The 25,625-nt window shown below is 67.6% G+C and carries 30 protein-coding genes and 2 tRNA genes; 20 read left to right on the top strand and 12 right to left on the bottom strand.

Features of this window, described 5'->3' with window-relative positions:
* Nucleotides 1–732 (bottom strand): ABC transporter ATP-binding protein (locus VHB92_RS08240; protein WP_325453192.1); only part of this gene is annotated, 732 nt, incomplete at its 3' end.
* Between the two features lie 225 nt (nucleotides 733–957).
* Nucleotides 958–3,516: an aminopeptidase N gene (pepN, locus tag VHB92_RS08235; RefSeq protein WP_325453190.1), complete on the bottom strand. Its 2,559-nt coding sequence runs from the start codon at nucleotides 3,514–3,516 to the stop codon at nucleotides 958–960.
* 128 nt (nucleotides 3,517–3,644) lie between these two features.
* On the opposite strand from pepN, the gene VHB92_RS08230 reads away from it, so the two are divergent.
* From VHB92_RS08230 to VHB92_RS08220, 3 genes are all read left to right on the top strand, one after another.
* Nucleotides 3,645–4,244 (top strand): DsbA family protein, encoded by a 600-nt coding sequence (locus VHB92_RS08230; RefSeq protein WP_325453188.1) that lies wholly within the window; start codon nucleotides 3,645–3,647, stop codon nucleotides 4,242–4,244.
* Nucleotides 4,245–4,309: 65 nt separating this feature from the next.
* Nucleotides 4,310–4,798 carry a ribose-5-phosphate isomerase gene (locus tag VHB92_RS08225; RefSeq protein WP_325453186.1) on the top strand — a complete coding sequence of 163 codons (489 nt, stop codon included), beginning with the start codon at nucleotides 4,310–4,312 and terminating at the stop codon, nucleotides 4,796–4,798.
* A 3-nt stretch (nucleotides 4,799–4,801) separates the two neighbouring features.
* Nucleotides 4,802–5,776, top strand: a complete 975-nt coding sequence (locus VHB92_RS08220; RefSeq protein WP_325453184.1) for an Fpg/Nei family DNA glycosylase — start codon at nucleotides 4,802–4,804, stop codon at nucleotides 5,774–5,776.
* A gap of 99 nt (nucleotides 5,777–5,875) precedes the next feature.
* Here VHB92_RS08220 and VHB92_RS08215 read toward each other — a convergent pair whose 3' ends face one another.
* The 4 genes from VHB92_RS08215 to VHB92_RS08200 form a co-directional block, all read right to left on the bottom strand.
* Entirely contained in the window at nucleotides 5,876–6,361 is a 486-nt protein-coding gene (locus VHB92_RS08215; protein ID WP_325453182.1) for a DNA starvation/stationary phase protection protein, read from the bottom strand.
* Between the two features lie 110 nt (nucleotides 6,362–6,471).
* Entirely contained in the window at nucleotides 6,472–7,083 is a 612-nt protein-coding gene (locus VHB92_RS08210) for a hypothetical protein (RefSeq protein WP_325453180.1), read from the bottom strand.
* Between the two features lie 141 nt (nucleotides 7,084–7,224).
* The gene (locus VHB92_RS08205; RefSeq protein ID WP_325453178.1) at nucleotides 7,225–7,740 is read right to left on the bottom strand and encodes a DUF3060 domain-containing protein; all 516 of its coding nucleotides are present in this window, start codon (nucleotides 7,738–7,740) and stop codon (nucleotides 7,225–7,227) included.
* Between the two features lie 102 nt (nucleotides 7,741–7,842).
* On the bottom strand, nucleotides 7,843–8,295 hold the full coding sequence (locus VHB92_RS08200) for a DUF5709 domain-containing protein (protein WP_325453176.1): 453 nt from the start codon (nucleotides 8,293–8,295) through the stop codon (nucleotides 7,843–7,845).
* 247 nt (nucleotides 8,296–8,542) lie between these two features.
* On the opposite strand from VHB92_RS08200, the gene VHB92_RS08195 reads away from it, so the two are divergent.
* Nucleotides 8,543–9,196 carry a sigma-70 family RNA polymerase sigma factor gene (locus tag VHB92_RS08195; protein ID WP_325453174.1) on the top strand — a complete coding sequence of 218 codons (654 nt, stop codon included), beginning with the start codon at nucleotides 8,543–8,545 and terminating at the stop codon, nucleotides 9,194–9,196.
* Nucleotides 9,193–9,465 carry a hypothetical protein gene (locus VHB92_RS08190; RefSeq protein WP_325453172.1) on the top strand — a complete coding sequence of 91 codons (273 nt, stop codon included), beginning with the start codon at nucleotides 9,193–9,195 and terminating at the stop codon, nucleotides 9,463–9,465. The genes VHB92_RS08195 and VHB92_RS08190 overlap by 4 nt, the downstream gene beginning before the upstream one ends.
* Before the next feature lie 16 nt (nucleotides 9,466–9,481).
* Here the strand turns inward: VHB92_RS08190 and VHB92_RS08185 are convergent, their stop codons facing one another.
* Nucleotides 9,482–9,814, bottom strand: coding sequence for a hypothetical protein (locus VHB92_RS08185; protein WP_325453170.1), 333 nt, complete (start codon nucleotides 9,812–9,814; stop codon nucleotides 9,482–9,484).
* Between the two features lie 236 nt (nucleotides 9,815–10,050).
* On the opposite strand from VHB92_RS08185, the gene VHB92_RS08180 reads away from it, so the two are divergent.
* From VHB92_RS08180 to VHB92_RS08145, 8 genes are all read left to right on the top strand, one after another.
* Nucleotides 10,051–10,959 carry a ferritin-like domain-containing protein gene (locus tag VHB92_RS08180; protein WP_325453168.1) on the top strand — a complete coding sequence of 303 codons (909 nt, stop codon included), beginning with the start codon at nucleotides 10,051–10,053 and terminating at the stop codon, nucleotides 10,957–10,959.
* Nucleotides 10,960–10,980: 21 nt separating this feature from the next.
* Nucleotides 10,981–11,574, top strand: a complete 594-nt coding sequence (locus VHB92_RS08175; RefSeq protein ID WP_325453166.1) for a molybdopterin-dependent oxidoreductase — start codon at nucleotides 10,981–10,983, stop codon at nucleotides 11,572–11,574.
* Between the two features lie 108 nt (nucleotides 11,575–11,682).
* Complete coding sequence (locus VHB92_RS08170) at nucleotides 11,683–12,045, top strand: hypothetical protein (RefSeq protein WP_325453164.1); 363 nt, start codon at nucleotides 11,683–11,685, stop codon at nucleotides 12,043–12,045.
* Nucleotides 12,046–12,071: 26 nt separating this feature from the next.
* On the top strand, nucleotides 12,072–12,572 hold the full coding sequence (locus tag VHB92_RS08165; protein ID WP_325453162.1) for a carboxymuconolactone decarboxylase family protein: 501 nt from the start codon (nucleotides 12,072–12,074) through the stop codon (nucleotides 12,570–12,572).
* Nucleotides 12,569–12,964: a RidA family protein gene (locus VHB92_RS08160; protein ID WP_325453160.1), complete on the top strand. Its 396-nt coding sequence runs from the start codon at nucleotides 12,569–12,571 to the stop codon at nucleotides 12,962–12,964. The genes VHB92_RS08165 and VHB92_RS08160 overlap by 4 nt, the downstream gene beginning before the upstream one ends.
* A 174-nt stretch (nucleotides 12,965–13,138) precedes the next feature.
* Nucleotides 13,139–13,798, top strand: a complete 660-nt coding sequence (locus tag VHB92_RS08155; RefSeq protein ID WP_325453158.1) for a TetR/AcrR family transcriptional regulator — start codon at nucleotides 13,139–13,141, stop codon at nucleotides 13,796–13,798.
* Between the two features lie 58 nt (nucleotides 13,799–13,856).
* Nucleotides 13,857–14,336 (top strand): hypothetical protein, encoded by a 480-nt coding sequence (locus VHB92_RS08150; RefSeq protein WP_325453156.1) that lies wholly within the window; start codon nucleotides 13,857–13,859, stop codon nucleotides 14,334–14,336.
* Between the two features lie 219 nt (nucleotides 14,337–14,555).
* The gene (locus VHB92_RS08145) at nucleotides 14,556–15,497 is read left to right on the top strand and encodes an NADP-dependent oxidoreductase (protein WP_325453154.1); all 942 of its coding nucleotides are present in this window, start codon (nucleotides 14,556–14,558) and stop codon (nucleotides 15,495–15,497) included.
* A gap of 369 nt (nucleotides 15,498–15,866) precedes the next feature.
* On the opposite strand, the gene VHB92_RS08140 is transcribed toward VHB92_RS08145, so the two are convergent.
* The 3 genes from VHB92_RS08140 to VHB92_RS08130 all read right to left on the bottom strand — a co-directional run bounded on the left by VHB92_RS08140 (nucleotide 15,867) and on the right by VHB92_RS08130 (nucleotide 17,214).
* Nucleotides 15,867–16,409, bottom strand: a complete 543-nt coding sequence (locus tag VHB92_RS08140) for a DUF3761 domain-containing protein (RefSeq protein ID WP_325453152.1) — start codon at nucleotides 16,407–16,409, stop codon at nucleotides 15,867–15,869.
* A 139-nt stretch (nucleotides 16,410–16,548) separates the two neighbouring features.
* Nucleotides 16,549–16,695, bottom strand: a complete 147-nt coding sequence (locus VHB92_RS08135; RefSeq protein ID WP_325453150.1) for a hypothetical protein — start codon at nucleotides 16,693–16,695, stop codon at nucleotides 16,549–16,551.
* Between the two features lie 445 nt (nucleotides 16,696–17,140).
* Nucleotides 17,141–17,214 (bottom strand) — tRNA-Gly (locus tag VHB92_RS08130).
* 171 nt (nucleotides 17,215–17,385) lie between these two features.
* On the opposite strand from VHB92_RS08130, the gene VHB92_RS08125 reads away from it, so the two are divergent.
* The 7 genes from VHB92_RS08125 to VHB92_RS08095 all read left to right on the top strand — a co-directional run bounded on the left by VHB92_RS08125 (nucleotide 17,386) and on the right by VHB92_RS08095 (nucleotide 22,984).
* Nucleotides 17,386–17,460, top strand: a tRNA-Pro gene (locus VHB92_RS08125).
* A gap of 48 nt (nucleotides 17,461–17,508) precedes the next feature.
* Nucleotides 17,509–18,921 (top strand): trigger factor, encoded by a 1,413-nt coding sequence (tig, locus tag VHB92_RS08120; RefSeq protein ID WP_325453148.1) that lies wholly within the window; start codon nucleotides 17,509–17,511, stop codon nucleotides 18,919–18,921.
* 128 nt (nucleotides 18,922–19,049) lie between these two features.
* Nucleotides 19,050–19,526, top strand: coding sequence for a tetratricopeptide repeat protein (locus VHB92_RS08115; protein ID WP_325453146.1), 477 nt, complete (start codon nucleotides 19,050–19,052; stop codon nucleotides 19,524–19,526).
* 113 nt (nucleotides 19,527–19,639) lie between these two features.
* On the top strand, nucleotides 19,640–20,224 hold the full coding sequence (locus VHB92_RS08110) for an ATP-dependent Clp protease proteolytic subunit (RefSeq protein WP_325453144.1): 585 nt from the start codon (nucleotides 19,640–19,642) through the stop codon (nucleotides 20,222–20,224).
* Between the two features lie 26 nt (nucleotides 20,225–20,250).
* Nucleotides 20,251–20,928, top strand: coding sequence for an ATP-dependent Clp protease proteolytic subunit (locus tag VHB92_RS08105; protein WP_325453142.1), 678 nt, complete (start codon nucleotides 20,251–20,253; stop codon nucleotides 20,926–20,928).
* Between the two features lie 149 nt (nucleotides 20,929–21,077).
* Nucleotides 21,078–22,358 (top strand): ATP-dependent Clp protease ATP-binding subunit ClpX, encoded by a 1,281-nt coding sequence (gene clpX, locus VHB92_RS08100; protein WP_325453139.1) that lies wholly within the window; start codon nucleotides 21,078–21,080, stop codon nucleotides 22,356–22,358.
* A 242-nt stretch (nucleotides 22,359–22,600) separates the two neighbouring features.
* Complete coding sequence (locus VHB92_RS08095; RefSeq protein ID WP_325453136.1) at nucleotides 22,601–22,984, top strand: four-helix bundle copper-binding protein; 384 nt, start codon at nucleotides 22,601–22,603, stop codon at nucleotides 22,982–22,984.
* 123 nt (nucleotides 22,985–23,107) lie between these two features.
* On the opposite strand, the gene VHB92_RS08090 is transcribed toward VHB92_RS08095, so the two are convergent.
* Together VHB92_RS08090 and VHB92_RS08085 are read right to left on the bottom strand one after the other, a co-directional pair.
* Nucleotides 23,108–23,437, bottom strand: a complete 330-nt coding sequence (locus VHB92_RS08090) for a hypothetical protein (RefSeq protein WP_325453134.1) — start codon at nucleotides 23,435–23,437, stop codon at nucleotides 23,108–23,110.
* 153 nt (nucleotides 23,438–23,590) lie between these two features.
* Complete coding sequence (locus tag VHB92_RS08085) at nucleotides 23,591–25,612, bottom strand: M3 family metallopeptidase (RefSeq protein WP_325453132.1); 2,022 nt, start codon at nucleotides 25,610–25,612, stop codon at nucleotides 23,591–23,593.
* Between the last annotated feature and the right edge of the window lie 13 nt (nucleotides 25,613–25,625).

Raw genomic sequence — 25,625 nt, 5'->3', positions numbered from 1 at the left:
CACGGTGACGTCGGGACCGGCAAGGGCCGCCGTGAGAGAGCGGACATCGGGGGTGCGCACCCTGACCACCCTGCGCGTCGCTCCCGCGATCACCTCGGAGACCGGGGCGTCGGCGAGCACGCGGCCGCGGCCGAGCACGATGAGATGATCGGCGGTCTGCGACATCTCGCTCATCAGGTGGGAGGAGATGAAGACCGTTCGCCCTTCGGAAGCGAGGTAGCGGCAGAACTCCCGCACCCAGCGCACGCCCTCGGGGTCCAGGCCGTTGACCGGCTCGTCGAGGATCAACGTGTGCGGATCCCCGAGCAGAGCCGCGGCGATCCCCAGCCGCTGTCCCATGCCCAGCGAGAATCCGCCGACCCGCTTGTTCGCAACCGACTCGAGGCCCGTCATCGCGATCACGTCATGCACGCGCTTCTTGGGGATGCCGTGAGTCGCCGCGAGGGCGAGCAGATGGTTGAACGCGGTGCGGCCGGTGTGCACGGCCTTGGCCTCCAGCAACGCACCCACCTCGTGCAGCGGTGACTCGTGCAGAGCGTAGGGTCGCCCGCCCACCAGGGCGTGCCCCGCCGTCGGCTTGTCCAGGCCCATGATCATGCGCATGGTCGTGGACTTGCCTGCACCGTTGGGTCCGAGGAATCCCGTGACGACGCCAGGGCGCACGGTGAAGCTGACGTCGTCAACGGCCAGCTTGGCGCCGTACCTCTTGGTGAGGCCTTCGATTTCGATCATGCGTCAACGCTAGGGCGGGCGGGCAACGGTGTCGTCCACCCACAGGATGAGAACCGCTGCACCCGGCGGATTACTCCGCGGTCACCGGCGGTCGCGTTCGTTCGGCGCGTCGACACGAGCGCGCTGCAGGAACGTACCCGAAAAGTGAGGGGCGGGTCGAGGGAACGCCCCTCGACCCGCCCCTGACCATGCTTGGATCGGATGCCCGAATCGGTTGCCGGCCCGTCAGTCGCGAGCGTCGCGTTCCTGCACTCGCAGCGCGCGCTCGACCGTCGCCAGGTTCTCCGACACCATGCGGCGCAGAGCGGCCGGCTCCTGGTTTGTCTCGAGCCAGGCGCGCGTGGCGTCCGCGAGCCGTTCGTCGGCGAGCGGGAACGGATACATCCCCTCGACCAGGTACTCGGCGATCTTGTATGTGCGCGATGCCCACACCGACTGCAGTGCGTCGAAGTACTTCGCGACGTACGGCTCGAGCAGCGCGGCGTCGTGCACGCGCTGGAAGCCGACTCCGGTCATCCTCACGATGGTGTTCGGCAGGTCGTCGGAGTCGAAGACGCTCGACCATGCAGCGGCCTTGCCCTCCGCCGTCGGGATGGCGGCGCGCGCCTGCGCCGCCGCCTGCGCCCCGGTCGCGGTGTTGTCCGCTCGCAGCGCGGTGTCGATCTCGTCCGTCCCTGCCTGACCGCCCGCGACGAGGGACGTGAGCAGCTCCCACGACAGATCCGTGTCGATGGTGAGGTCGTCCAGCACGATGGAACCGTCGCGCAGACCGGACACCTTGGCCAGCTGATCCGGGGTCGAGGCCAGCGCCGCGAAGAACTTCACGAACTGGAACTGCGCATCGCTGCCTGGCTGGGCCGACGAGGCGAGCTCCCACAACGCATCCGCCGCCTGCTGCGCCGAGGAGACGCGCCGGTCGGGGGCGACGTACGCGTGCACGCTGAGCACGAGCTGGTTCAGGGTGGTCCGCAGCGTGGTGGACTCCGTCTCGGCACCGATGTTGCCGAGCACCAGGCGCACGTAGTCGCTGGCGGACGTCTCGGCGTCGCGCGTGGCATCCCACACCGAACCCCACACGAGCGAACGAGCGAGCGGGGACTCGATCTCCGACAGATGCTCGATGGCGAAGGCCAGGGACTCGTCGTCGAGACGGATCTTCGCGTAGGCGAGGTCGTCGTCGTTGATGAGCACGAGGTCGGGGCGGGCCACGCCGAGCAGCTCCTCGACCTCGGTGCGCTCGCCGTCGACGTCGAGCTCGATGCGCTTCTCGCGCACGAGCCGCTGGGCGCCGTCCTCCGTATCCCGCAGGTTGTAGAGGCCGATGGCCAGCCGGTGCGGGCGCAGCGTCGGGTAGTCCGGGTGGGCGCTCTGCAGCACCGCGAACCGGGTGATGGTGCCGTCGGCATCCGCCTGGATCTCCGGGCGGAGCGTGTTCACGCCTGCTGTCTCGAGCCAGAGCTTCGACCACGAGGTGAGATCGCGGCCACTGGTCGCCTCGAGCTCGACGAGGAGGTCACGCAGTTCGGTGTTCGAGTGGGCGTGCTTCGTGAAGTACTGCGAGACGCCGGCCAGGAAGTCGTCCTGTCCCACCCAGGCGACGAGTTGCTTGAGCACCGAGGCGCCCTTCGCATACGTGATGCCGTCGAAGTTGACCTGCACGTCTTCCAGGTCGTTGATCGTGGCGACGATCGGATGCGTGGACGGCAGCTGGTCCTGCCGGTACGCCCAGCTCTTCTCCATGGCTGCGAACGTGGTCCAGGCCTCTGTCCACTCGGTGGCTTCCGCCGTCGACAGCGTCGAGGCGTACTCGGCGAACGACTCGTTGAGCCAGAGATCGTTCCACCACTTCATCGTCACGAGGTCGCCGAACCACATGTGCGCGAGCTCGTGCAGGATCGTCACGACCCGGCGCTCCTTGATGGCATCGGTCACCTTGGAGCGGAACACGTACGTCTCCGTGAAGGTGACGGCGCCGGCGTTCTCCATCGCGCCTGCGTTGAACTCAGGCACGAACAGCTGGTCGTACTTCGCGAACGGATACGGCACGCCGAACCGCTCCTCGTAGAACGCGAATCCCTGCCTGGTCTTGTCGAAGATGTAGTCGGCATCCATGTACTCGGCGAGCGAGGCTCGCGCGTACACGCCGAGCGGGATGACGCGACCGTCGCTGCTGGTGAGCTCGGAGTGCCAGCTCGAGTACGGACCCGCGATGAGTGCCGTGATGTACGACGAGATGACCGGCGTCGTCTCGAAGACCGTCGTCTTCGAGTCGCCCGCCGACTCGACGGCCGCCACGGGGGAGTTGCTGACGACCGCCCAGCGCTCCGGGGTCGTGACCGTGAAGGTGAACCGCGCCTTGAGGTCCGGCTGCTCGAAGACGGCGAACATGCGCCGGGAGTCGGGAACCTCGAACTGGGTGTAGAGGTACACCTCGCCGTCGACGGGGTCGACGAACCTGTGCAGGCCCTCGCCGGTGTTCGTGTACCTGGCGTGGGCGACGACCGTCAGCTCGTTCTCGGCCTTCAGATCAGGCAGCTGGATGCGCACGCCGTCGTTCACCGCCCCGACGTCGAGCTGCTCGCCGTTGAGCTCGATCGACTCGACGCTGTCGGTGATGGCGTCGATGAACGTGGATGCGCCCTCGCGAGCGGCGAACTTCACCGTCGTCACGCTCAGAAACGTCTGGTCGCCCGTCGTGAGGTCGAGCGTCACGTCGTAGCTGTGGGTGTCGATGATCGCCCGGCGCTCGACGGCTTCGGTGCGCGTGAGGTTCTCTCCTGGCATGGTTCTCCTTCTCCTGAGCGGTGGCGCATCGTGTGCGCGGCCCGACGTCCCAGCCTATTCGGCGTAGGGAGGGAGCCTCGAGTCCCTCGGCGCCGCGGGCTCGGGGCACTGTCGCTTAGATGGAGAACATGACCGATGTTGACTTCTGGTTCGACCCGTCGTGCCCCTGGGCGTGGATGACGTCCCGCTGGGTGGACGAGGTGGCGCCGCACCGCGAGCTGAATGTGACCTGGCACATCATGAGCCTGTACGTGCTCAACGAGGACAAGAACGTGTCCGAGTCGTACCGCAAGTCGCTCCCGCGCACACTGAGGTACGCGCGGCTCGTGACCGCGGTGGGCGAGGTGGAGGGCCAACAGGCGGTCAAGCCGCTCTACGACGCCTTGGGCACGCGCATCCACAACGGTCACCGCAAGGACGTCGACGAGGTGATCGCCGAGGCGCTGGCGGAGCGGGGCCTCCCGGCGGACTACTCGCGGTACGCCGACTCCGACGAGTTCGACACGGCGCTGCGGGCAAGCCACTCCGACGGGATCGACAGGGTCGGACAGGATGTCGGCACTCCGGTCATCGCGGTCGACGGCACAGCGTTCTTCGGCCCCGTGCTCTCGCCTACCCCGCGCGGCGAGCAGGCGCTGAAGCTCTGGGACGGCGTGGTCGCCGCCTCCTCGTACGACGGATTCTTCGAGCTCAAGCGCAGCAGGACGCGCGATCCGATCTTCGACTGACGGTCCGCATATCGGGCGTCGCACGCGGACCGTCGAGCGCGCGTGGCGTCCCTAGACTGGACGCCATGCGCATCCACATCGGTACGGATCACGCCGGGCTCGAGTTCTCCCAGACCCTGCAGAAGCACCTGCGAGAGGCCGGGCACGAGGTCATCGATCACGGGCCGCAGGAGTTCGATCCGCTCGACGACTACCCGGCGTTCTGCATCAATGCGGCCAAAGGCGTCATGGCCGACCAGCAGGCCGGGGTGCAGGCGCTCGGCGTCGTCTTCGGCGGCTCCGGAAACGGCGAGCAGATCGCCGCGAACAAGGTGCTCGGCGTTCGGGCCGCTCTCGTCTGGAGTGAGAGCACGGCCCTGCTCGCGCGTCAGCATAACGATGCGAACGTGATCGCCATCGGTGCCCGACAGCACACGGTCGAGGAGGCGATCTCGTACATCGACACCTTCATCGCCGAGCCGTTCTCGTTCGAGGAGCGTCACGTGCGCCGCATCGCCCAGCTCGCCGAGTTCGAGGCGACGGGAACCATCGCGGGCAAGAACGTCGACGAGTAGCGGATGCCAGAAGGCCACTCCGTACACCGCATCGCCCTGCAGTTCCGCCGCAACTTCGTCGGGAAGAGGGTCGCGGTCACCTCGCCGCAAGGCCGTTTCGCCGCGGATGCCGCCCTCATCGACGGGCGGACGATGGTGGATGCCCGCGCCATCGGCAAGCAGCTCTTCCTGGAGTTCGACAACGCTCTGTGGCTGCGCGTGCACCTCGGCCTCTACGGGGCATGGGACTTCGCGGGCGAGATCACCGCTGATGACACGATCGCCTCGGCCGGCGGTCGCATGGGCCAGACGAACCAGCACGGCACCGTGCTGGACTCCCGTGGCGAGGACTCGATAGCCAGCATGGGAGCGCCGCGGCGCACCCGGTTGCGCATGTCCGAGTCGGAGAAGGAGGACGACTCGGCGTTCGTGTTCCCGCCCGACCCCATCGGTGCCGTGCGCGCTCGTCTGCTCACCGACACGGCCGTCGCCGATCTGCGCGGACCGACGGCGTGCGCCGTCATCGACGAGCGGACGGTGGCGAAGGTCGTCGCGGGGCTCGGTCCCGATCCCCTGGTGGATGACGGGCCCGAGGCGGAAGACCGGGTGGTGCGCACCATCACGTCGAAGCAGACGCCCATCGGCCTTCTGCTCATGGACCAGTCGGTGATCAGCGGCATCGGGAACGTGTATCGGGCCGAGCTGCTGTTCCGGGCGCGGCTCGATCCGCACACTCCAGGCAAGAAGGTCCCCACCGAGACCGCTGCCGCGCTGTGGCGCGACTGGGCGCACCTTCTCGACATCGGCGTGCGCACCGGGCAGATGATGACGATGGACGACCTGAGTCCTGAGGACTGGGTGCGGGCGATGGCCAGCCGTGAGGACCGGCACTGGGTGTACAAGCGCGAGGGGCTGCCGTGCCGGGTGTGCGGCACGAACATCGCGATGGAGCTGATGGGCGCGCGCAAGCTGTACTGGTGCCCGAAGTCCCAGGTCTGACGGCGCCGCCGCAGCGGCGTACCTGCCCGACGGCAGAGACGCTTCAGGGCCCCGGCCGAGCTGGCCGGGGCCCTGAAGCGTCTGTCGAAGAGGTCGCGGCTACTTCGCGATGTGCGCGAAGAGCAGCCAGCGGTCCTTGTCGAGCCCGCGCGCGATCTCGATCGCGACATCCTGGCTGGTCTGGTCCAGCTCGTCGAGCTCGCGAACCGCAGTATTCACCGCTTCGAGCGCAACATCGATCTGGCCGATGACCTCCGCGATCGACCTGTCGGACTGCACAAAGCCGTCGCTCAGCGGCGTGGCCTTCGTGTTGGCGGCCACGGTCGAGATGCGCGCGTCGATCGGCAGGCCAAGGGCGACGATGCGCTCTGCGGCGAGGTCCGCCCACTCCTGCGCATCGGCCACCAGCGTGTCGAGGAGCTCGTGCACGCCGATGAAGTTCGTGCCGCGCAAGTTCCAGTGCGCCTGCTTGCCGTTCACCACGAGCGCCTCGAGCTCGATGACCACCGGCGTCAAAAACTGCGCCGTGCCCGCTGCGACGTCGGGATTCGTGGTGGCCTTGGGGGTGGTTTCGATGTTGCTCATGGAGTGCTCATCCCTTCGCTCGTTGTCACCGTCAACGCTACGCGGCCACCCGCATTCCGCAAGGAAGCACAGGCTGGGCTAACTTCGCGTGAGGACGGTCGGGACCCCCGTCAGCCGCGAGCCGCACCGATCCCGTTCACGACGAGCAGGATGTTGCCGAGCAGCCCGAGCGCGCCGAGAACGATGGACACCCAGGCGACGATCCGCGTTCCGGTGTAGAGGCCGCTGCCGTAGCCTCGCACGCGCACGAGCGCCCAGATGCTGAGGCCGATGCCGAACAGCGACAGCGGCTCGAGCAGCCACCACACCCAGGCCGTCAGCGAGAGCACGAGACCGATCAGAGCGATGATGAACGATCGCTGCTTGCGGATCTGCTCCTCCTCGGCCGTGCGTGCCTTGCCCTTGGCCGGGGCATCGTCGGGCCACGCGCTGGTCGCGGCACGCTGCCCGTACTCGGGTGCGGACCCGCCGCTTGTCGTCGTCGTGCCTGCCGCACGCTGGGCGACGGCCGTTCGCTGCTGCGTTCCCTGCGCCTTCTGCCTGTGCGTCATCAGGGTCACCCGGGCCTCCCCGAGCAGTTGCACCTCAGCCTTCTCGGCCTCGAGGTCACCGGCATGGTCGCCGCCTGCCGCCTTCGCCTTCGCGGAGTACGCGGCGAGGATCGCGGCGGCGGAAGCATCCTTGTCGACATCGAGAAGGGCTGCTGCTTCGTCTGGGGTCATGTTCGGCCTCTTCGTGGGCGGGTGGCGCGGGGCGCCAGGGCGGCGAGATCGCGTCGCGTCGTCGCGAGCGTCGCGGCCATTCTCCCAAAACCTGGGAGCCTTCGGCGACGGATGCCGCCGCGGTCCGCTCGCGGCGAGCGGCTACTGCAGCGTCAGCGTGTCGTTCTGCCCGCTGACCCGGTAGTCGCTCGGCTTCAGATGGGTGGTGACCGCGTTACGGTCGCCCTGCACCGTCACCGAGCCGAGTGCGGGAGCCGTGATCGAGTTGCGCTGCCCCGTGAGTTGCACCGACCCGATCGAGTCGGCTGTCACCGAGACGCCGTTGCCCTTGACCAGAGCCGAGCCGACACCGTCGTCGACCGTGACGGAGTCCGACTGACCCTGCACGTTCAGAGACACCGCCCGCTGCAGATGCACCGTGTTGCCGTCGCCTCGCACGTACACGGTTCCGCACCGGCCCTCGATGAAGAACGATCGCGACGAGCCGTCGAGCTCGATGGATGCTCCCGAGGCGCACGCGTGGCGACCACCCGCCGTGTAGTGGGTCGTCGCACCGGAGGGCCGGCCGCCGTCGGTGCAGCCGACGAGTACGAGGACGAAGGCGAAGGCCGTCGCGGCGACTGCGGCGCGAAGTGGTGCTGGCTGGCGCGTCGGCATTGGCCCATCCTGACAGATCGAGGTGCCACGGCGTCCAGGGTTGATTTCCGTGACGCCGGGATGCGGGTCTGAGAAGACGCGCCGATCCGCGCCACACATGTCTCAGCCCGAGTAGTCCTCGTCTATGACGACGTGGATGGCCGCCTCCTCGGCCGAGGACGCGCCGTCGTCGAGCCCGACATCCCTGCCCCAGTACTCGCTGGCCTCATCGGGACTGTCGGGCTCCGCCCAGACGAGCCGCCCAGCGCGAACGGAACCGACCTGGTCGTCGAGGAGCTCGCCGTCCGTGTCGACCGCGTCCCCGAGGCCGTCGCCTTCGATCTCATCGGATTGCTCCGGGACCTCGCGCGCCAGCCGCGCGGCAAGCGGCTCGTGCAACCTCGCCTCGCGAGCCGTGAATCCCCAGGACAGGTCGGCGGGACGGTAGTCGAGGGGGGAGTACGCCAGTTCGTCGACGTCGTCGCCCAGTTCATCGGCATCCAGGCTCTCCTCCGTCGGAAGCAGGTCGACGTCATCGAACGCGTCGTCCGAATCGAAACCGTCATTGCTGGGCATGAGTTCCACCTCTCTCGTGCGTTTCACGCTGTTCGCGGCGGGCGCCGCCGTCCTCTTACCCCCTCTCGGATCGCCCGGCCGCGCGTATAAACAGGACGAAGTAGGCCAGTGCAGTTCCTGCGCAACCGGACAACGTGATCCGGACTGTGCGCTAATGCACAGGGAGATAGGTGGTTTCCGCGTTGCCGGAGGAGGAGTCGCGACCTAATCTGGACGAGATAGTTCTTTTGTTCGAATGGAATCTCGCATGGACGACGACTCTTCCTCCTGGCTCTCCGCACTCCGAGGGAAGGGCACGCGATGCCGTGCCGCGCAGGCGCAACTGCACGAACTGCTTCTGAAGGCCGGGCTGACGGAGGCGTACCGGCGCGGACCGGCCGCGCACATCACAGGTCCTGAGCTGGACGACCTCGCGCATCAAGCGGCCGACGACGCCATGGTGTCCTTGCTCGGCAAGCTGGACTCGTTCCGTGGGGAGAGCCGCTTCACGACGTGGGCGTACCGCTTCGTCGTGCTGGAGATCTCCAGCAAGCTGGGGCGCCACTTCTGGCGCCGCCCGACTGTCGCACTCGACAACGAGGACTGGGACCGATTGCCCGAACGGCACGGCGCGTGCGACCCGCTGGCCACGGCCCAGCATCAGGACCTCATCGCCGCGGTTCAGCGCGCGGTGGAGACGCTGACAGAGCGTCAGCGCCTGCTCTTCGTCGCCACGGTGGTGAACGGCATCCCGATCGACGCCATGTCGGCCCGTTGCGGCGCCACTCCTGGCGCGATCTACAAGACGGTCTTCGACGCACGCCGTAAAATCCGGGCCTACCTGACCACTAACGGGTATCTGGAGGGGGAGGCGCGCATGGACCGGGTCCCATCGGCGCAGACGGGGGCGCAATTCACGTGAGCGAAGCGCCGGACTGGATCGACCGGATCCTGGCTACAGACCCGCGCGATGTCGGCTGCGACGAGGCGAGGGCGAGCTTGCACGTCTATGCGGACCTTGTCGCGGCGGGCGCGGATCCGGCCGAACGCTACCCGGGCGTCGCTACGCACCTGGCCGCATGCGATGCATGCGCGGAAGCCCTCCGTGGCCTCTCGGCTCTGATCGGCGACGAGGCACTCCGGACCGCGCAGGGGACCACACCGCCTGAGCGGGAGTCCGGCCGCACCTGAGTCCCGCCGGCCCCGTTCAATGCCTGTAGCGGCCCACGAACGTCGATCCGTTGGCGACCTCCCGGAAGGAGACGCCGGCCGGCTCTCCCGCCTCGACCACCCATTCCAGGTCGTAGCACGCGCGATAGCTGGGCGGCCAGAACGAGCAGAACCGGCCATGCTCGTCGACGTACCATTCGCCCGCCGTCTCTCGTCCTCTCTCGACGTATGTCGTCGTGCCGTCGGGATCGAACACCTGGGTCGAGCCGTCCTCGTAGACCAGTTGCGCGGCGGTCACGGCGCCTTCGATGTCGTCTCGCACGATGCGTCCGCCCTCGCGGGCGCGTTCCGGAAGGGAGTGCGCTGTCATCGTTCCTCCAAGCTCGTGGGTCAGCAGCGAGAAGCCGCCCAAGGCAGGGTGCCTCTGTCGGTTCTCGTCTGAGGGTTAGCGGCCGGGGGCGACGCGACCTTACGGATGCGGTCCGACTCGGTGCATCCGAGGTGCTGGGGGATCCAGGCGACATCTCGGGAGGCGGAGGAAAGACCGCCGGCTGCCGGCGACACCAACGGTCGATCCTCATTCATCGACCGAAAGAAGAGGCTGACATGTCCGATGCAGACTTCCTCACCGACGCCATCAACCGCAGCGGCGAGACCCGTGCGGATCGGCAAGCGCTCGCAGGCATGGTGGCGAGCGCCGGAGCGCACCAGGTGGACGGCGCAGAAGCGCCCGAGATCAGTGACGGTTCGATCCTCAACTTCGCGCTCAACCTGGAATACCTCGAAGCGGAGTTCTACCTGCGTGCAAGCGGGATGACCCTGCCCGACGAGCTGACGACGGGCGCAGGGACTCGCGGCGACGTCACCGGCGGGCGCCCCGTGCAGTTCACGAATCCGGTCATCCGCAAGTTCGCGGCCGAGATCGCCGCCGACGAGCGAGCCCACGTCGCGTTTCTCCGCAAAGCCCTGGGCGGGGCAGCGGTGTCCCGCCCCGCCATCTCGCTCGACCAGAGCTTCACGGCTGCTGCTGTGGCGGCGGGTCTCATCCAGCCGGGTGAAACGTTCGACGCGTACGCGAACGATCTCAACTTCCTGTTCGCGGCGTTCCTGTTCGAGGACGTGGGCGTCACCGCGTTCAAAGGTGCCGCGCCCTTCATCACGAACAAGACGTACCTCGACGCGGCCGCGGGGCTCCTGGCCACCGAGGCGTACCACGCGGGGATCGTCCGCACCTCTCTCTACAACGAGGGCATGATCGACGACGCCGTGTTCTGCGCCGTCGAGAAGATCTCCGCCGTTCGCGGGGCGGTCGACGGTGTCGGCACCGACGACCAGGCGATCGGCACCGCGGAGTCGATCAACCTCGTGCCGACGGATGCCGAGGGCAGGGCGTTCGGCCGCTCGCCCGAGCACATTCTCAACATCGTGTACCTGACGACGGAGAGCGTGACATCCGGCGGCTTCTATCCAGACGGACTCAACGGCGACCTCCGCAGAAGCGCCAAGACGGCGTAGCGTTTGCGAAGGGGCACAGGCATGGCGGTCTTCACGCGCGGATTCACCGGGCACCGACCCGAACCGGATGATGCGCTCCCGCCGGGACAACACCTGATGCAGAGCTTTCCCGTGCTGTCTGCCGGCGCGACGCCGTCGATCGCACGCGAGAAATGGCAATTCTTCATCCACACGGAGGCCGGTGCGACGCACACCTGGACGTGGGACGAGATACATGCGCTCCCGTTCGAGGACATCGAGTGCGACATCCACTGCGTGACGAGCTGGTCCAAGACCGGCACCCGCTGGCGGGGAGTCTCGCTCGACACCCTGTTCCGTGGAGTCGACACCGAGTACGGGTACGTGATGGCGCACTCCTACGGGGGCTACACGACCAACCTGGTTCTCGACGAGGTGCTCGGCGGCAAGCCGTGGGTGGCATTCGAGTACGACGGAGCCGAGCTGTCCTCCGAGCACGGCGGGCCCGCGCGCCTCCTGGTGCCGCAGTTCTACTTCTGGAAGAGCGCCAAATGGGTGCGTGGGCTCGTCATGCAGGCGCACGACGAGCCCGGATTCTGGGAGCAGTTCGGCTACCACCTCCACGGAGACCCGTGGCGCGAAGAGCGCTACTCCTGACGACGTCCGGGCGACCGGGAGCGCTGCGTCCCGATGCTCAGCGGCCGATCACAAGAGAAGACGGCGGGACACCCGGCAGGGGTGTCCCCTCGTCGCGATGGAGAGATCATGCGAAACAAGAAACCGAAGCAGGTGCAGACGTTCCCGGTGATGGACGGTGCACGCCCGGCCCCGCGGGCCGACCAGATCGCGGGCATCGTCGAACGCGTATGGGCGGACTCGACGGTGTACCACCAAGACGTCGAGGTCCTGCTCAAGGAGTGGCTCGGCGTCGAGGGATGCGTCGTTCAGGAGGAGGAGTTCGCGGCGCTGCTGGCCAAGGCACGTGGCGAGTTTGCGCGGATCGCGACGACATCGAACGACGGTGGAGCCCCGCATTGCCCGGCCGGCGACCTCGTCGCGTGCCTCTACTGGGACGTTCAGGAGCTGGAACGGGCGCGACCGGCGGATCGGGCGGACGGGCGAGGATGACAGCCGTCTCGTTCACAAATGAACGCTTGGGCCCTGAGCTTGCGTCATTCCACGCGCTCGCCGACCGGATGGCGTACGCGTTCGGATACACGGCCGACCTGCCGATCGATCGGCAGATCGCCGAGCTCGTCAGGCTGCGGGTCGCCCAGCTCACGCCGTGCTCTTACTGCCTCATCCTGCACACGCGGGTCGCGGTCGAGTGCGGTATCGACGCGGCCAAGGTCGCGCATCTTCCGAGTTGGCGGGAGAGCCGGATGTTCAGCGAAGCCGAGTGCGCTGCGCTCGCCTACTGCGAGGCGCTGACGAACTACGACCTGGCGAGCTTTGCCCGCGCGCACCGGGAGATGACGAAGCACTATGACGTCCAGGAGATCGCTGCCTTCGCGGCCGTGGTGATCAACATGAACGTCTGGACCCGGTTGAAGCTCGCCGAGGGCGCCGTCCCGGCACTTCACCCGGAGAACAGCGACGACGCCGTCTCGACGGCCGCGAAAGTCGACCACTTTCAGAATCAGGAGCACACATGAGCATCATCCAGACGATCGATCAAGGCATCGCGACCAGGCTGGGTCACTACGCGGACGCCGTGGTGATCCCGGCAGGCTTCGACCAGGTCCTCGTCTCCGCTACGCCGGGGATCGACCAGGACGGCGACATCCCCGACGACATCACGCTGCAGTCCGAGCAGGCATGGGAGAACGTCACACGCGTGCTCGAGGCGGCGGGCGCCTCGGTCGACGACATCGTCTACACCCGACAGTGGCTGACACGAGAGTCCGACATCGGCGAGTACCTGGCGGTGCGCACCCGCTACCTGAGTCACCGGCCCGCTTCGTCGGTGACGGTAGTCCGCGCTCTGGAGCGGCCCGAGTTCCTTGTCGCCGTCGAAGTGATCGCCGAGCGGCAGGTCGAGGACTGACGAGAGTGGAAGCACTTGTCGCGCGGGCAGTCCGCGTTGCTGGCTCGGCTCCCGAGGACCATTGGTGGAACGCGCGCGTCGTTTCGCGCAGGTCGAGTTTCCCACCCCGGCCCGGATAGGGACGGCGCTGGCCGCGCCCGTTCTCGTACGGTGCTGCGGTCGTAGGATGACGTCGTGGAGGAGAGCTCGCGCACGGCCGCGGTCGCGCGGCTGACACCGCGGGGCGCCAAGACGAGAGCGAAGATCGTGGCGACCGCGGCCGACCTCATCCGCGCTCGCGGAGTCGGCGGAACCACCCTCGACGATGTGGTCTCGGCGAGCAAGGTCAGCAAGTCGCAGTTCTACCGGCACTTCGACGACAAGACCGCCCTGGTGCGCGCCGTGATCGAGTACGTGGGCGATCGCAAGATCAGCGAAGAGCGAGAGCGTCTGGAGAACGTCGGCACGTTTGCGGGCCTGCGCAGATGGCGCGATGCCGTCGTCGAGAACAACGCGCTGCAGAGTGGTCGGTACGGATGCTCTCTCGGTTCGCTGGCCAACGAGGTATCCGACCAGGACCGCGTGGCTCGGCTGAAGCTCAATGAGCTGTTCGACACCTGGAAGGAACTGTTCCTGGTCGTCCTCCGCCGATTCCAGGAGAACGGCCTCATCCCGGACGAAGCGGATGTCGATCGGCTGGCCACGGGGTTCGTCGCGTCGGTCCAGGGCGGCTATCTCCTGGCGCAGACGGCGCGGGATGTCGCGCCGATGGCCTCCGCCATCGACGTGGCGATTGACAATCTCCGGCTCCTGGCCATGGTCGACGAAGGCGAGCTCGGCAAGCTGCGCGCGTGACGCCCCGTGCTCGTGCCGGCGTCCGCCGCAGCCAGGAGAACGAAGGCGAGGAGAAGAGATGACTGACACCGCATCCGCGAAGGAGACGGAAGGGTTCTACGCCGATTTGGCCGCGGAGTTCTTGCAGCACTACACGCGGGGACCGCGTTTCGTCGCCGTGACGGGCGTGCCGGAAAGCGACCCGGCCCGAGCGGCAGATCTGCTCGCCGGCGCGCTGCGGGACGCCGGCCAGCGAGTGCGCAGGAGCAGCATCGACGGCCCCACGGGTGCCGACACGTTCCGCGAGCACACGGTCGCGCCGTTCCTCTCGGAGGACGGCGTGCTGATCGCCGAGGGACCCGGCCTGCTGGACTCGGACTTCCGCGGGTTCTGGAACTTCTCGGTGTGGATCGAACACGATCCGGGGCGCAGCCCGGACTGGTCGTTCGTCAGCGCGGGCGACCACGACCGCGTCGGAACGGCGAGAGACGTCGCATCCGTGCTGATGGATGATGCCGACATCGACCGACCGAGAAGACTGTGGGCCGACTCCTGCTGAACGCGATGGATTCGGAAACGGCGTCGGCTCAGGCCCAGAGGGTGGGGTGACTCGGCGCGCCTCGCGTGCCTCTCGCGACCGGATTCGCATCGAACGCGTAAGAGCAACGGCCAGGAGTGACGCGATCAGCAGGGGAGAAGCCGAGAGATGACGGACACCCGTCCGTCTCGCGCAGCTTCGCAGTAGCCCGCCTGAGCCCTCGGATCGATAGGAGAAGCCATGATCGCAATCGGAGCCCGAACGGTGGACGGACCGGTCGAAGTCCTCAACCTGCCCGAGCCGCGACAGCCGAAGACCGGAGAGGTTTTGCTGCAGACGATCACCGCGGGCATCGGCCCCTGGGACGCCCTGCTGCACATCACCGACGGATGGGACGTCGAGCTCGCCCCGCCTGCGGCCCTCGGCGTCGAAGGCGCCGGACGCGTCATCGCTGTCGGATCGGACGTCGAAGGATTCGGTGTCGGCGATCTGGTCGTCGTGCACGACACCCCGCTTGCAGGAGGCAGTGGATTCTGGGCCGAACAGGTTCTGGTGCACGCCTCGAGCGCGGCGCTACTCCCTGCGGACCTGGATCCCGTGCACGCCGCGGCTCTGCCGGTTGCGGCACTCACGGCGAGCCAGTCGCTCGACGAGCTTCAGGTGCGCGACGGCACGCGACTGCTCGTCGTCGGCTCCGGTCCGACGGCGACGATCGCGGTGCGGCTAGGCGCGCTCGCCGGAGCGGAGGTGGTCGCGGCCGCGAGCCCTCGGCACGCGGACCGCCTTCGCGGGCTCGGGGCGGTCGATGTCATCGACTCGCACGCGGAGGGCTGGGCTGAGACGACCGACCGCCGGTTCGACGCCGTGCTCATCGCGATCGAGGGCACGTCCGGCGAAGCGATCAAGCTCATCGACGACGGCGGGCGACTGACCTCGCTCACCTCGGACGCCCCGGATGCCGCGCGCGGCATCACGACGAACAACCTGTACGTCAGGCCAGATGGGCTCGACCTCGGTCGGCTGGCGAAGCTCGCCGCAGAGCGGGAGTTCACGCTCCAGGTCAGCACGGTGACCGCCGAGGAGGCTCCGGAGACGGAGGCACTGGTCGCGGCCGGACGTTCACGCGGCGTGAAGTACGTCATCGACTTCCGGCCGGCGGGGGAGCGTGCGACCGCGGCCTAGCCCAGCAGACGGACAGGCGCCGACAAAAGAACCCCCGGCGGATCGAAGATCGGCAGATAGCGGTCACGGCATCCGAGCGGACCGCGAGCAGGACCGAAGACATCAGCGCCTCGGCGAGCGATCTGCAGATGCTCTTGAACGCCTAGCGCGAGCTCCTCTGCCTTGGCTCCCGGAGTGGCTCGATGCCGATGGCCGCTATCGACTCCTCAACAACAGGAGCGACATCGCGGTGACAACGAGCACAGAGGTCGAGAACCACGACTAAGCCACGTGGCTCGGTACACGAAAACCTTTGGAAGGTGATCATGAATGCGTAGGGTCCGGCGGCGCTTGCGCCGTTCGCCGGCGCCAACGAATGCCAGGGGTCGTCTACCTGTACCAGACCGATACCCCACCGTGATGTGAGCAGGTGCCTTGGTGCGTTGCAGAGTACGAAACGGTGCCGTCGTTGCACAGTGCGGTTGCACCATTCCCGGCGGGCGCAGGGGCCGGAGCAGGTGCCGGTGGCGGTGGCGGTGGAGGCGGCGTCACCGTCACGCGAACGGTCGCACCGCTGAAGAGGGGAGTGCCCGGAGCTGGATCCGTGCTGGCGACCGACCAGCCGGTGGCATCGGGGACGGTCACCCCACTCGCGTCCACGAACACCACGACGAGCCCCTGCGCCTGCAGTTCTGACAGGGTCTGTGCCGCCTGTTCGCCGGTGTGATCGGTGGGAACGATCGAGGGCGTCGGGGTCGGTGTCGGTGTCGGGCTGCGTGTCGGTTTCACCGCGTTCGTGCTGATGCTCGCGTGATGTGCGGCGTCGGCGGCCGACACCGTGCCGGAACATGCCGCGAGGCCTCCGAGAGCGAGCACGAGTGCCGAGACGGTGGCCAAACGTCGGAAGACTCTCCGGGTCTTCTGCGATGCCATCTTGGGCCTCCTCGCCGTGGTGCCACGAGCGTATGGGGGCACCCGTCTGCGGCGACGCTCCCAAAAGGAGGGGCACGACATACGCAGACGCAAGAGCCGCCCTGCATCGCGACAGGGCGGCTCTTGCTCTGATTCTCGGCTAGGTCGTGGCCAGTTCCTCGGTCTTGTATCGACTGGCCTCGAGCCTCACGATGTCGATGATGGCGTTCGCTGGGCCGGTGGGGATCTGACATGGCGGCTGCGAGCTCCCGTTTTCGTCGCCCCCGCGACGATCGATGTCGACCATGAGCCGGTCGTCTAGCCGGAGGGCTCAACCGGCGTGAGGCATGGCAGCCAGGGCTCGCCTGCCGTCAGCGGTGGGAACGAGCATCGCGCCCGAGGCGGATAATCGGAAGCTCGCCGAAATCAACCGCCGCGCTCACTGCTGCCCAGGGCGCTGGGTATGGAGCAGTTCGACCTGCACGACATCAGGCACGCTGGGCTCATCACGCCGGCACAGGTGGGCGCAACGACCCGCGAGCTTACGCAGCCGCCCGGGCACCGCTCGACGACGGTCGTACTCACCGACCAGCACGCCGGATGGCAGCGCGGAGGATCGTCGCGGCTGGCAGGGATGCCTTTGGGCGGCATCACCCGACGGTGCTCATGGCACTCGGGTGGCACGAACGGCCGCAGTAGCGCTCGAGAGGTAGACGCCTCGCAGCAACCCTGGGTACAGGGGTTCTCTCGTATGGAGGGGATGACGGGAATCGAACCCGCACCATCAGTTTGGAAGACTGAGGCTCTACCATTGAGCTACATCCCCGGGGAGCACCACGGTGCGCCGCTGTGCAAGTGTAATGCATGCCGGCCGGGGGGTCGGAACCGCCGCGGAACGGGCATCCCTCTTTGTTCGCTAGACTGTGCGAGGTCATTTCGGCTTGCTGAGCGCTCCGGCGCATGCCCGGCCGGTCGCACCTCACGGGTCACCACGATCCGGGGCGTAGCTCAGCTTGGCTAGAGCGCCCGCTTTGGGAGCGGGAGGCCGCAGGTTCGAATCCTGTCGCCCCGACAAGGTCGACTCTGACCGAATCACTTTCGAACACAGGAGATCTCCCACGTGAAGACCACGGTCGAGAAGCTGAGCCCGACGCGCGCGAAGCTCACCATCGCAGTGACCCCGGACGAGCTGCAGCCCAGCATCAAGCACGCTTACGAGCACATCGCCGCCGAGGTGAACATCCCCGGCTTCCGCAAGGGCAAGGTTCCGCCGCCCATCATCGACCAGCGGGTCGGCAAGGCCGCCGTTCTCGAGCACGCGGTCAACGAGGGACTCGAGAACTTCTACCGCACGGCGGTCGAGGAGAACGACGTCAAGCCGGTCGGCCGTCCGGAGGCGGACATCACCGAGTGGCCGAGCGAGAAGGACTACTCGGGCGACCTCGTGGTCGCGATCGAGGTGGACGTGCGCCCGGAGATCACGCTGCCCGAGTACGACGGCATCGAGCTCACCGTCGACGCGGCAGAGGTCACCGACGAGGATGTCGACGCCGAGTTCGAGCGTCTGCGCAGCCGGTTCGGAACGCTCGTGACGGTCGATCGTCCCGCGAAGAAGGGCGACTTCGCTCAGCTCGACCTCGTCGCCACCATCGGCGACGAGCAGGTGGACACGGCGAGCAACGTCTCGTACGAGATCGGCTCCGGCGAGCTCGTCGAGGGCATCGACGAGGCGCTCGACAGCCTCTCCGCAGGCGAGACCACCACGTTCACGTCGAAGCTCCTGGGCGGCGACCACGAGGGCGAGGACGCCGAGATCACGGTCACGCTCAACGCCGTCAAGGAGCGCGAGCTCCCGGATGCCGACGACGACTTTGCGCAGATCTCCAGCGAGTTCGACACCATCGCCGAGCTGCGCGACAGCCTGCGCGGCGAAGCGGCCCGCAGCAAGACGTTCAGCCAGGGCAGCGAGGCGCGCACGCTTCTCGTCGACCGCCTGCTCGAGCTCACCGACATCCCCGTTCCCGACGGGCTCGTCGAAGACGAGGTGCACCGCCACCTCGAGGCCGAGAACCGGCTCGAGGACGACGTGCACCGCGCCGAGGTGAAGGAAGCCAGCGAGAAGGCGTTCCGCACGCAGGTTCTGCTCGACGAGATCGCGCAGAAGGAGAACGTGCAGGTCAGCCAGGACGAGCTGAGCAACTACCTGGTGCAGGCCGCGGCGCAGTACGGCATGGACCCGAACGAGTTCGTGCAGATTCTCGGCGAGAACGGCCAGCTCCAGCAGATGCTCGGTGAGGTCGCCCGCAACAAGACCATCGCCGTACTGCTCGGTCGCGCCGTCGTGAAGGACAGCAACGGCAACCCCGTCGACCTCTCCGACTTCGCAGCGGTGAGCGAGATCGGCGGCGACGGAGACGAGCCGGACGCAGCATCCGAGGCGGCCGATGAGCAGGACGCCGAGGGCGCCGCCGACGCGGGCGCCGAGTCGGACGCCGACGAGAAGCCCAAGAAGAAGTCGGGCAAGAAGGCGTAGGCCCGGTCGCACTAGAGTCGCTCGAAGGGGGTGGATGGGTCGCATCCGCCCCCTTTCTCATCGGCGCAGCAGCCTTCACCCGGCCGTGTCCGCTGATCACGACGAGAACGACCGAGCGGAGGATGTCGGTGACCGACTGGGACAAGCAGTTCGACGCCGTGTGGGCAGACGAAGAACTGAGCGATGCGGAGCGCATCGAGCAGATCGACCGGCTGGCGGCCGTGTGGGGCGACAACGCCGTGGCGCTGTTCCATCGAGCAGGTGCGCGGGATTCCGCCGGTAGGGAAGAGGAGGCGGAGCCGCTGTACCGACGCGCGCTGCAACTGGGGCTGGACGACGATCACCGGGTGCGCGCGGTCGTGCAACTGGCGAGCACGCTCCGCAACCTCGGCCGAGTGCACGAGGCCGTGTGGATGCTCGGCGACGAGTACGCGAACCACCCCACCTCCCCCTACCGCGACGCCGTCGCCGCGTTCTACTCCCTCGCGCTGGTGACGAGCGGCGATTCCCGGCGCGCAGCATCCATAGCTCTGACCGCGCTCGCGCCGCACCTTCCGCTCTACACGAGGTCCGTGGCGGCGTACGCCAGAGAAATCACGTACTGAGACGTGGGCGCAGCAGGGGCCGGACGCGCACGGCTCTGCCGACGGCGAACAGAGCCGTGCCGGTGCGACCGCTTCGATAGATTCGAGACCACGTAAGAAGAAGGAGCACGTTCATGGCCGAACCGACACTGCAACCCAGTGTTTTTGACCGACTGCTGAAGGACCGCATCATCTGGCTCGGTTCGGAGGTGCGCGACGACAACGCCAACGAGATCGCGGCGAAACTGCTGCTCCTGGCGGCCGAAGACCCCAAGCGCGACATCTACCTGTACATCAACTCGCCAGGTGGCTCGATCACCGCGGGCATGGCCATCTACGACACCATGCAGTTCGTTCCGAACGACATCGTGACGGTGGGCATCGGCATGGCGGCTTCGATGGGACAGCTTCTGCTCACTGCGGGAACCAAGGGCAAGCGCTACATCACGCCGAACGCGCGCGTGCTGCTTCACCAGCCGCACGGTGGTTTCGGCGGAACGGCCAGCGACATCCAGACGCAGGCGCAGCTCATCCTCGACATGAAGAGGCGGCTCGCCGAGATCACGGCGGCCCAGACCGGCAAGACCGTCGAGCAGATCAACGCCGACGGCGACCGCGACCGCTGGTTCAACGCCCAGGAGGCGCTGGAGTACGGGTTCGTGGATCACATCCGCGAGTCGGCGACCGACGTCGTCGGCGGCGGCGGGACCCAGGAGTAGGCGAGAGAGCGAAGGACACGAAACAGATGGAAACCCCGAACTTCTCCGGTCTGGCCGGCGGCGCACCGCGCATCGCCATGCCGGGCGCGCGCTACATCCTGCCCAGCTTCGAGGAGCGCACGGCATACGGCTACAAGCGTCAGGACCCCTACGCGAAGCTGTTCGAAGACCGCATCATCTTCCTCGGAGTGCAGGTCGACGACGCGTCGGCAGACGACATCATGGCCCAGTTGCTCGTGCTCGAGAGCCAGGATCCCGACCGCGACATCGTCATGTACATCAACTCGCCCGGCGGCTCGTTCACAGCCATGACGGCGATCTACGACACGATGCAGTACATCCGTCCGCAGATCCAGACCGTGGTGCTCGGCCAGGCGGCGTCCGCCGCCGCCGTGCTCACGGCCGCAGGAACCCCGGGCAAGCGGCTCGCACTGCCGAATGCTCGCATCCTGATCCACCAGCCCGCCGTTGGCGAGGCCGGCCAGGGGCAGGCGTCCGACATCGAGATCCAGGCGAACGAGATCATGCGTATGCGCACGTGGCTCGAGGAGACCCTCGCCAAGCACACGGGCAAGGACATCGCGCAGGTCAACAAGGACATCGACCGCGACAAGATCCTGTCGGCCGAGGAGGCCCGCGAGTACGGGCTCATCGACCAGGTGCTGACCAGCCGCAAGAGCCTCCCCGCGCTCACCGCGAAGTAGGCGGACGACGGCGAAAGCGGCGGAGGAACACGCCAGTCCTCCGCCGCTTTGCGCTCCCGGCATCGGATTGCCACACCCGACAGACAGCTACCGGCCATTGTCGGCACCACAGGTTAGGCTCGTAAGAAGCGGCCCACTCGGGAGGTTCCATGGCTCGCATCGGAGAAAGCGCCGATCTGCTCAAGTGCTCGTTCTGTGGAAAGAGCCAGAAGCAGGTCCAGCAGCTCATCGCGGGCCCCGGCGTGTACATCTGCGACGAATGCGTCGAGCTGTGCAACGAGATCATCGAAGAGCGCATGGCCGAATCCGGCGAGGAGAGCACCGGCCAGTTCGACCTCCCGAAGCCGAAGGAGATCTTCGCGTTCCTGGAGGAGTACGTCATCGGCCAGGAGCCGGCGAAGAAGGCGCTCTCGGTCGCGGTCTACAATCACTACAAGCGGGTGCGGGCACGCACGACGCTCGGTCCCGCTGAATCCGTCGGGGACGAGATCGAGATCGCGAAGTCGAATATCCTGCTCATCGGACCGACGGGATGCGGAAAGACGTATCTGGCGCAGACGCTGGCGAAGCGGCTGAACGTGCCGTTCGCGTTCGCCGATGCCACGGCGCTCACCGAGGCAGGCTATGTCGGCGAGGATGTGGAGAACATCCTGCTCAAGCTCATCCAGGCCGCCGACTACGACGTCAAGCGTGCCGAGACGGGCATCATCTACATCGACGAGGTCGACAAGATCGCCCGCAAGGCCGAGAACCCGTCGATCACCCGCGACGTCTCGGGTGAGGGCGTGCAGCAGGCGCTGCTCAAGATCCTGGAGGGAACCGTCGCGTCGGTGCCTCCGCAGGGCGGGCGCAAGCATCCGCATCAGGAGTTCATCCAGATCGACACGACGAACGTGCTGTTCATCGTGGCCGGTGCGTTCGCCGGCCTCGAGGACATCATCTCCGCGCGTGCAGGCAAGAAGGGCATCGGCTTCGGCGCCCCACTGCACAGCAAGGGCGACGACGTGAACCTGTTCAGCGAGGTGCTGCCGGAAGACCTGCACAAGTTCGGGCTCATCCCGGAGTTCATCGGACGTCTTCCCGTCGTCACCACTGTCGCTCAGCTCGATCGCGAAGCGCTCATCCAGATCCTCACCGAGCCGAAGAACGCGCTCGTCAAGCAGTACCAGCGCATGTTCGAGCTCGACGGCGTCGAGCTCGAGTTCGACGCCGCGGCGCTGGATGCCATCGCCGACCTCGCCGTTCTGCGGCAGACCGGTGCCCGCGGCCTTCGCGCCATCCTCGAAGAGGTGCTCGGACCCATCATGTTCGAGGTGCCGTCGAGCGAAGAGGTCGCGCGCGTCGTCGTGACGCGCGAGGCCGTGCTCGACAACGCGGCGCCCACGATCGTTCCGCATCGTCGCACCCGGCGCGAAGAGAAGTCCGCCTGACGCCTCGCGGCGTCCCGGGCCGGCATCCGGGCGTATCCGCCGCAGCGTCGTACTCGCGCACGCCATGGTGCCCGCGCACGTTCGCACCGGCCGTCAGCGGTGCGGTCAAGCCGTGGCACCCGGCGTCGGCGGCGCGTAGCATCGCCGTGGTATCGGATGAGGCGATACCACACCGGTGCGATGACGGAGCGGGGGCTTCGATGGACACGAACATGACGGCCGAGATGATGCAGAACATGTCGATGGACGCGATCGGCATGCCGGCGATAGACCCGATGACGATGCAGGAGTGCATCGAGGCGTGTTCGGCGTGCGAGCAGGCGTGCACGATGTGCGCGGACAACGCGATGGCCGACGGCATGATCAAGTGCGCGTCGATGTGCATGGACTGCGCCGACGTCTGCAACACGATGATGCGCATGATGATGCGCCCCAGTGGCTTCGACATGGCGGCGATGAAGGCCATGCTCGCCGCGTGCATCGCGATGTGCTCGGCCTGCTCCGACGAGTGCGGCAATCACGCGGAGATGAGCGAGACGTGCCGCATGTGCGCCATGGCGTGCGACGCCTGCGTCAAGGCCTGCCAGGCCGTGCTCGAGATGATGCGCGAGTCGGAGGCGGCCTGAAGCTCGACCCGGTGCGGTCGCCCGACGTCGTCATCCGTGGCCGCCGGCTCGCGATGATGCCGTCGGGCCGCTCGCCGTCGGGCCGCTCGCCGTCGAGCCGGGTCTGGCCCTCGCGCGTGAGGATCAGGCCGCGCGCGCGAGCACGTTGAAGCGTCGGGCACCTGCGCTGAGCACGTTGTAGATCGAGTGCACGGCGACCGGCTCGCCCGGGGTCACGACCTCGGCGAGGTCCCCGTGGTTCCACAGCGACAGCGTCGCGCCGTCGAGAGTCACGGCATCCACCCAGCCATCGTGCACTCCGACGACGACGGCATCGTCCCAGCGCGACGGGGTCGCGGCAGCGAGCCGAAGCTGCAGCGCGTGCAGGCCGTGTCCGGGCCGGGTGTCCGCGCACATCGCGCCCGACTCGCACGCGCAGGAGGCGGTGTGGTCGAGTTCGGGGAGGTGTGCCATGGGCTTCTTCCTATCCGGTGATGGGGCCGCCGCCGTGAGGAGGACCCGATCACCGTACGAAATGCGCCGCGGCCACGCACCTCGCGCCGTCACGGCGCGCAACATTGGCCGGATGCCGCCGCGCGCCGGCGCCGGAGCTTCCGGTCGTGCCCCTCAGTCCAGGCCCCGGCGCCTCAGCAGCGGCTCGATCGCGGCATCCCGCCCCCGGAAGTCGCGGTACGCCTCCAGCGGATCCTTGGAGCCGCCGACCCCGAGCAGCCGCCGGCGGAACCGCTCGCCCGCCTCGCGGGAGAGTCCGCCGTTCTCCTTGAACCACTCGACGGTGTCCGCGTCGAGCACCTCGCTCCAGATGTACGAGTAATAGCCGGCGTCGTATCCGCCCGAGAACGTGTGCGCGAAGTACGTGCTCGCGTACCTGGGCGGAACCGCCGGATCGTTCAGGCCGGCATCCTCGAGCGCCTGGGCCTCGAAGTCCTCCACCGACGAGACGCGGGTGCCGGCGTCGATGCGGTGCCACGCCTGATCGAGCATCGCCGCCGCGAGGTACTCGCTCGTGGCGAACCCCTGGTTGAACGCCTCTGACGCGCGGATGCGCTCGACGAGCCGCTCTGGCATCCGCTCGCCGGTCTGGTAGTGCCTCGCGTAGTTGTCGAGCACCTCCGGCCAGAGCTGCCATATCTCATTCACCTGGCTCGGGAACTCGACGAAGTCGCGGAACACGTTCGTGCCTGCGAACTTCGGATACCGCGTCACCGCGAAGAGCCCGTGCAGCGCGTGCCCGAACTCGTGGAACAGCGTGCCGACCTCGTCGTACGTGAGCAGGGTGGGCTCGCCCTCCGCGGGCTTCGGCACGTTCAGGTTGTTCACCACGATGGTCGAGCCGCCCAGCAGCAGCGTGCGCTCGCCCAGCTCGTTCATCCAGGCGCCGCCGCGCTTGGAATCGCGGGTGTACAGATCGTTGATGTAGAGGCCGATGGCAGTGCCGTCCTCGTCGAACACCTCGAACACGCGGGCGTCCGGGTGGTACGCCGTCAGCTCCGGCCGCTCCTCGAAGCGGATGCCGTACAGCCGGTTCGCCGCGAAGAACACGCCGTCGACCAGCACCCGCTCCGCTTCGAAGTACGGACGCATCGCCGCTGTGTCGACGTCGTACTTCGCCGCGCGGACCTTCTCCGAGTAGAAGGACCAGTCCCACGGCTCGATCGCGAATCCTGCGGAGGCCTGCAGGTCGGCCTTCTCCGCCGCGGCGTTGCGGGCGGCCGCGGGCGCGAGGCGTCCGAGCATCCCGGCGACGGCATCCGGGGTGCGCGCGGTCTGCGACGCCGTGACGTACGCGGCGTGGTTCTCGAACCCGAGCAGACGGGCCCGCTCGGCACGCAGTGCCGTGATCTGCAGGACCAGGTCGCGGGTATCGTGCTCGCCGCCACGCGTGCCCCGCGCGCGCGAGGCGCGCATGATCCGCTCGCGCACGGCACGGTCGGTGAGCCTCGCGAGATACGGGTGGCCAGTGGGAAGCACCAGTGTGACGAGGTAGCCCTCCAGCCCGCGCTCGCGCGCGGCCTGCTCCGCCGCGGAGATCTCGGCCGGCGTGAGGCCGTCGAGCTCGGCGGCATCCTCGAGGTGCACGGCCAGGTCGTTCGTGTCGGCCAGTAGGTTCTTCTCGAACCGGGTCGACAGGGTGGAGAGCTCGGCGTTGAGCTGCCGCAGCCGCTCCTTCTCCGCTTCGCCCAGGCCTGCGCCGGCAAGGGTGAACTCCTCGTGGTAGCGCTCTACGAGGTAGCGGGACTCCGCGTCGAGGTCGAGCGAGTCGAGTCGGGAGTGCACCGCCTGGATACGCGCATAGAGTGCGGGATCGAGCCGGATGGCGTCTTCGTGGGCGGCGAGCATCGGGGCGAGCTCTTCCTCGATCGCACTGATCGCGTCGCTCGAGTCGGCCGAGCTCTTGTTGTAGAACACCTCCGCCACTCGTCGCAGCAGCTGCCCCGATCGTTCGAGCGCGACGAACGTGTTCTCGAAGTCGGGCTCCGCAGGCTCCGCCGCGATGGCCGCGACTTCGCGGCCCTGTTCCGCCATGGCCTGCTGGAAGGCCGGCAGATAGTGCTCGTCGCGGATCTCAGCGAAGGCAGGCAGGCCGTGAGGCAGGGGACTCGGCGTCAGCAACGGGTTCGTCGTCATAATTCTCAGCCTA

The sequence above is a fragment of the Humibacter sp. genome, from assembly GCF_035547335.1.
Classification (GTDB): domain Bacteria; phylum Actinomycetota; class Actinomycetes; order Actinomycetales; family Microbacteriaceae; genus Humibacter.
Note: the sequence above shows the minus strand (reverse complement) of the source record. Positions and strands in the feature narration are given on the sequence as shown.

What these genes read in the sequence shown, in the direction of transcription:
- VHB92_RS08145 (WP_325453154.1), top strand. Translation starts at nt 14,556, where the DNA reads ATGATCGCAATCGGAGCCCGAACGGTGGACGGACCGGTCGAAGTCCTC.
- VHB92_RS08220 (WP_325453184.1), top strand. Translation starts at nt 4,802, where the DNA reads ATGCCAGAAGGCCACTCCGTACACCGCATCGCCCTGCAGTTCCGCCGC.
- VHB92_RS08160 (WP_325453160.1), top strand. Translation starts at nt 12,569, where the DNA reads ATGAGCATCATCCAGACGATCGATCAAGGCATCGCGACCAGGCTGGGT.
- VHB92_RS08170 (WP_325453164.1), top strand. Translation starts at nt 11,683, where the DNA reads ATGCGAAACAAGAAACCGAAGCAGGTGCAGACGTTCCCGGTGATGGAC.
- VHB92_RS08135 (WP_325453150.1), bottom strand. Translation starts at nt 16,695, where the DNA reads ATGGTCGACATCGATCGTCGCGGGGGCGACGAAAACGGGAGCTCGCAG.
- VHB92_RS08180 (WP_325453168.1), top strand. Translation starts at nt 10,051, where the DNA reads ATGTCCGATGCAGACTTCCTCACCGACGCCATCAACCGCAGCGGCGAG.
- VHB92_RS08175 (WP_325453166.1), top strand. Translation starts at nt 10,981, where the DNA reads ATGGCGGTCTTCACGCGCGGATTCACCGGGCACCGACCCGAACCGGAT.
- VHB92_RS08095 (WP_325453136.1), top strand. Translation starts at nt 22,601, where the DNA reads ATGGACGCGATCGGCATGCCGGCGATAGACCCGATGACGATGCAGGAG.
- VHB92_RS08225 (WP_325453186.1), top strand. Translation starts at nt 4,310, where the DNA reads ATGCGCATCCACATCGGTACGGATCACGCCGGGCTCGAGTTCTCCCAG.
- VHB92_RS08150 (WP_325453156.1), top strand. Translation starts at nt 13,857, where the DNA reads ATGACTGACACCGCATCCGCGAAGGAGACGGAAGGGTTCTACGCCGAT.
- VHB92_RS08085 (WP_325453132.1), bottom strand. Translation starts at nt 25,612, where the DNA reads ATGACGACGAACCCGTTGCTGACGCCGAGTCCCCTGCCTCACGGCCTG.
- clpX (WP_325453139.1), top strand. Translation starts at nt 21,078, where the DNA reads ATGGCTCGCATCGGAGAAAGCGCCGATCTGCTCAAGTGCTCGTTCTGT.
- pepN (WP_325453190.1), bottom strand. Translation starts at nt 3,516, where the DNA reads ATGCCAGGAGAGAACCTCACGCGCACCGAAGCCGTCGAGCGCCGGGCG.
- VHB92_RS08230 (WP_325453188.1), top strand. Translation starts at nt 3,645, where the DNA reads ATGACCGATGTTGACTTCTGGTTCGACCCGTCGTGCCCCTGGGCGTGG.
- VHB92_RS08210 (WP_325453180.1), bottom strand. Translation starts at nt 7,083, where the DNA reads ATGACCCCAGACGAAGCAGCAGCCCTTCTCGATGTCGACAAGGATGCT.
- VHB92_RS08105 (WP_325453142.1), top strand. Translation starts at nt 20,251, where the DNA reads ATGGAAACCCCGAACTTCTCCGGTCTGGCCGGCGGCGCACCGCGCATC.
- VHB92_RS08140 (WP_325453152.1), bottom strand. Translation starts at nt 16,409, where the DNA reads ATGGCATCGCAGAAGACCCGGAGAGTCTTCCGACGTTTGGCCACCGTC.
- VHB92_RS08200 (WP_325453176.1), bottom strand. Translation starts at nt 8,295, where the DNA reads ATGCCCAGCAATGACGGTTTCGATTCGGACGACGCGTTCGATGACGTC.
- VHB92_RS08215 (WP_325453182.1), bottom strand. Translation starts at nt 6,361, where the DNA reads ATGAGCAACATCGAAACCACCCCCAAGGCCACCACGAATCCCGACGTC.
- VHB92_RS08195 (WP_325453174.1), top strand. Translation starts at nt 8,543, where the DNA reads ATGGACGACGACTCTTCCTCCTGGCTCTCCGCACTCCGAGGGAAGGGC.
- VHB92_RS08205 (WP_325453178.1), bottom strand. Translation starts at nt 7,740, where the DNA reads ATGCCGACGCGCCAGCCAGCACCACTTCGCGCCGCAGTCGCCGCGACG.
- VHB92_RS08185 (WP_325453170.1), bottom strand. Translation starts at nt 9,814, where the DNA reads ATGACAGCGCACTCCCTTCCGGAACGCGCCCGCGAGGGCGGACGCATC.
- VHB92_RS08110 (WP_325453144.1), top strand. Translation starts at nt 19,640, where the DNA reads ATGGCCGAACCGACACTGCAACCCAGTGTTTTTGACCGACTGCTGAAG.
- VHB92_RS08090 (WP_325453134.1), bottom strand. Translation starts at nt 23,437, where the DNA reads ATGGCACACCTCCCCGAACTCGACCACACCGCCTCCTGCGCGTGCGAG.